General features: G+C 58.7%; 4 protein-coding genes. 3 read left to right on the forward strand and 1 reads right to left on the reverse strand.

Going from position 1 to position 3,206, the window contains the following annotated elements; all coding sequences use genetic code 11:
* The 3 genes from AC1D06_RS42250 to AC1D06_RS42260 form a co-directional block, all read left to right on the forward strand.
* Positions 1-473, forward strand: a 473-nt coding sequence (locus tag AC1D06_RS42250; protein ID WP_477991504.1) for a hypothetical protein, incomplete at its 5' end; no start/stop codon positions are given.
* Positions 466-1,410, forward strand: coding sequence for a glycosyltransferase family 2 protein (locus AC1D06_RS42255; RefSeq protein WP_477874000.1), 945 nt, complete (start codon positions 466-468; stop codon positions 1,408-1,410). The genes AC1D06_RS42250 and AC1D06_RS42255, both read left to right, overlap by 8 nt.
* Positions 1,411-1,491: 81 nt before the next feature.
* Positions 1,492-2,409 (forward strand): polysaccharide deacetylase family protein, encoded by a 918-nt coding sequence (locus tag AC1D06_RS42260; RefSeq protein ID WP_477874002.1) that lies wholly within the window; start codon positions 1,492-1,494, stop codon positions 2,407-2,409.
* 261 nt (positions 2,410-2,670) lie between these two features.
* Here AC1D06_RS42260 and AC1D06_RS42265 read toward each other — a convergent pair.
* Positions 2,671-3,206: acyltransferase family protein (locus tag AC1D06_RS42265; protein ID WP_477991506.1), on the reverse strand; the 536-nt coding region annotated here is incomplete at its 5' end.

The following is a 3,206-nucleotide window of genomic DNA, read 5'->3' on the forward strand; positions in this document are numbered from 1 at the left end:
CTGTCAACGGAGCGGAGCTTGGTCGGTCCTGCATGAATGAAGTGTCGTCTGAGCGCCAAAGTTACCTCGCAGCCGCAGCCTGTTCTGCCGGTCTGTCCTTCTCCTTGGCGTGCGAAGCTCGCATTAAGAGGACGTCCTGTGTCGGCGAATCTCTGCTCCGGCACGCCGATACGATCGAGGTTCGCGTGCCTGAAGTCGGCGACGACCATTGCAAACAGTTCGGCAAGGGCAAGATCGACAAACCGGATGTACTGATCTATGGTGCATCTATACCTGGATGCAATGATCGCGGGCGACCTTTGGCAGCAGGATTGCCTGCCGGAGGAGGAATTAGACTGCAATATTCTGACCCGGACTCTTCATCTGACACTAGTCGCGCTGTTGACTCGCTGCACCGGTGGTTGCATCCAGGTGGCACTGCGCTTGTGACCGTGCCGGTCGCCTCCCGGAAGACTGGATATATCCATGGCTGACGCTCGGTCCGGCATTTGCGTGGCGATTGCCTGCTACAATCACGGCCATTTTCTGGCCGAGGCCATAGAAAGCTGCCTTGCGCAGACCCTGCTCCCAACGGAGATCATCGTGGTGGACGACGGGTCCTCCGACAATACGGCTGAAGTGGTGCGCAGTTTTCCCGGGATTCGCTATGTCTGGAAGAAGAACGGCGGGCTGTCCTCGGCGCGCAATGCCGGGCTGCAACAATCAAAGCAGGATTTCATCCTGTTCCTGGACGCGGATGACCGGCTGCTGCCGACAGCGCTCGAAAGTGCGCACGCGGCATTGATGGGCTCCCCCTCAGCAGCGTTCGCGTTTGGCGGATACCGGGAGATCGATGTCGCCGGAAACATGCTCTTCGAAATGCATCCAGATGGCGCGCGCGCCAATCATCCGGGGCTCCTGCGCGGCAATCATATCGCCATGCACGGCACCGTCCTTTATCGTCGCGATATGCTGGCCGCCAGCGGCGGTTTTGATGAAAGCCTGCGTGCCTGTGAGGATTTCGACATCTATCTCCGCCTGTCACGCAGCCATCCGATCCGTCATTACGATGCATCTGGCGCCGAGTACCGGCGTCACGAGGCGAACATGACGCGGAATTTTGCCAATATGCTCAGGCTTGCCAAGCGCGTGCTCGACAAGAACAAGCCTGGTCCGGAAGACGAAAACTTGTTGCTGGCATGGAGGGAAGGCCGGTCTTTTTTCGAAGAATATTACGGGAGCCTGATCGTCGAGCAGATCCTTCGAAACATCTTCCAAAGGCGGAACCTGGGTGCTGCCTGGCGCGACCTGCGGGCAGGTTTCGAAGTCGACGATCACTTTTCACGCCGGCTCGCCGTCACGACCTGGAATTTTTTCTCGGCCCGTATTTCCGCAAGGCTGCGGATGAACGGGGGGGGAGGGGCAAGTTAGATGCCGGCAAATCTCTTTCGACGCGCTCTGAGGCGGCTTAGGAGGCAGATCGCAGCGCTCAGGCCCGGACCGGTGATTCTCATGTATCATCGGATTGCCGAGGTCGAGGGCGATCCCTGGGACATCTGCGTCAGCCCTGCCAATTTCGCGTCTCAGCTGAAGGTGTTGAAATCTAGTCGGCAAGTTCTGAGCCTGACGGACTTCTGTCGGCGTCATGCCGAGGGAAGCCTGCCGCCCAATGCCGCGGCCATCACGTTCGATGACGGTTATGCCTGCAATGCGGCTGTTGCCGCGCCGCTGCTCATCGAGAACGGCCTGCCGGCGACCATATTTCTCTGTTCCGGCATGATCGGTTCGACGCGCTGGTTCTGGTGGGACGCGCTTGAAGAAATCGTCATGCAGCATCGCGATGTTGCGATCCGCATCACCTCGCCGGAACGGCGGGAATGGGCCCTGGGAGCACGGGACTCCGACCTTCAACGAAGAAGCTGGCGCGCATCCGGCGGAGAATGGACGGCGCGGCAGCGTGCCTATATCGGAATCTGGACATATCTGAAGTCGCTCGACAATACCGACCGCGAAAGCGCGATGGCCGAACTTCATGCGCAATCAGGGGTGCCGGAACAGGCTCCGGCGAGCGGTGCCGCCTTGAGCTTGCAGCAGCTGAACTGGCTCGCTGGCCAGCCCCTGATTGAACTCGGCGCACACACCGTCACCCACCCTGCACTGGCGGGCTGTGCTCCGGCAGTGCAAGGGCAGGAAATCGGCGGAAGCGTCGAGGAATGCGCGCGGTTGATCGGCCGGAACATAAGATCTTTCGCCTATCCCTATGGAAGCTATGGGCCGGAAACCCCGGCGATTGCCGCCGAAGCCGGCTTGGAATTCGCCTGCACGACGCGGGGGGATCGAGTGAAGCCGGGCGACCCTCTGTTAGAATTGCCCCGTTACCAGGTCTTCAATCTGGCAGGGAAGGAAATGCTAAAAACGTTTCCGGGTTAGGGATATCGGCGAATTTCTAATGGGCAGGGCTTGTGCGAGACGCCGAAGCTACTCACGTTTGACAACACGACGGCCGGCGAAAAAAATGGGGTAGCGGTCATCACAGTCGCTCCGGAAATTGGAGGTCGTGCTCAACCAATCGCCAAACCGCTCCCGACCCACTGGCGATCCATGCCGCGATGCATTCGGTCAGTCCGAATAACCAAATAGCAGCACCGTTCGAAGAAGCCCCGATCGCTACTTCGCTGGCATAATCGATAATCAGCTGCTGCTTGCACCAGCCGAACGCCGTGATCTGTCAAGCAACCTCGTCAGTCCGAGTCTGGCGCTGCGAGTCAGCGGCACTTCGAGCCATCTATGTGCAACCAATCCAAAAACAATGGCGATGATACACGCCAATCCATAGAATTTGCCACCCTCGCCGAGCCCAAGATGAGGCGCCGCCGAGGCCACTGCGAGATATGCGAACTCCTGAACCAGATAGATGGAGTAGGATGCGTCGCCAAGAGCCTTCAGAGGCAACAGACGAGGAATAAGATTGCCGCGATCGAGCAGCAAGAAAGCACTGACTAAAAAGCAGGCGGCGGCGCCTGGCCCCAATTCGGGAAAAGCGGCGCCAAAAACGAGAAGACTTCCGGACACAAGTGCGCTGTAGAGAGTGGCCTCCCGAAAGCGCCTGTTTTTCAGGTCGAAGCCAAAAATCCTTCCAAGAAACGCACCGGAAAGAAACTCCATCAATCGCGGGCCTGAATACGTTGCCAGCGCCGGATTTTGAGGCTCATACAAGAACCCGATCG

It is taken from the genome of Rhizobium sp. P2_G2 (genome assembly GCF_056403555.1).

Coding starts and splice junctions, on each gene's coding strand:
- AC1D06_RS42260 (WP_477874002.1), top strand. CDS start 1,492: ATGTATCATCGGATTGCCGAGGTCGAGGGCGATCCCTGGGACATCTGC.
- AC1D06_RS42255 (WP_477874000.1), top strand. CDS start 466: ATGGCTGACGCTCGGTCCGGCATTTGCGTGGCGATTGCCTGCTACAAT.